Origin of the sequence: Pseudomonas sp. Pdm06, assembly GCF_014851795.1 — a bacterium.
Classification (GTDB): Bacteria; Pseudomonadota; Gammaproteobacteria; order Pseudomonadales; family Pseudomonadaceae; genus Aquipseudomonas; species Aquipseudomonas fluorescens_AA.
The window spans coordinates 1-439 of sequence record NZ_JACVAH010000048.1; the positions used below are offsets into that span (position 1 = coordinate 1).

The 439-nt window shown below is 59.9% G+C and carries 1 protein-coding gene; it reads left to right on the top strand.

Annotation, left to right across the window (positions count from 1 at the left end; all coding sequences use genetic code 11):
• A partial coding sequence (locus tag IB266_RS30500) for a hypothetical protein (protein WP_192264446.1) occupies nucleotides 1-439 on the top strand: 439 nt, incomplete at both ends.

Sequence of the window (439 nt, forward strand, 5' to 3'; positions counted from 1 at the left end):
TGTTGGTGGGCCTGAATGCTGAAGGTGGCGAGCTGTCGTTGCAGGAAAAAAACCTCAGCGACGGCAGCAGCCCGGACGCATCGGCCCTGACTCAAAGTGGCACGTTCACCGTGACCGCGCTGGACGGTGTGCAGACCCTCAGCGTGGGCGGTATCAATGTCGTCACCGGCGGCGTGGCCGCCGGTTTCCCACAATCGATTACCACTGCGTTGGGCAACACCTTGACCATCACTGGCTACAACGCCAGCACTGGTGTGGTCAGCTACAGCTACACCTTGCTGGACAACGAAGCCCATCCAACTGCCAACGGCGCTAACAGCGTTAGCGAACAGTTCGCTGTAGTCGCCACCGACGATAACGGCACCACAGCCAACGGCAACCTGGACGTAAATATCGTCGACGACCTGCCCAAAGCCGTGGACGACAGCAACGCCAGTAC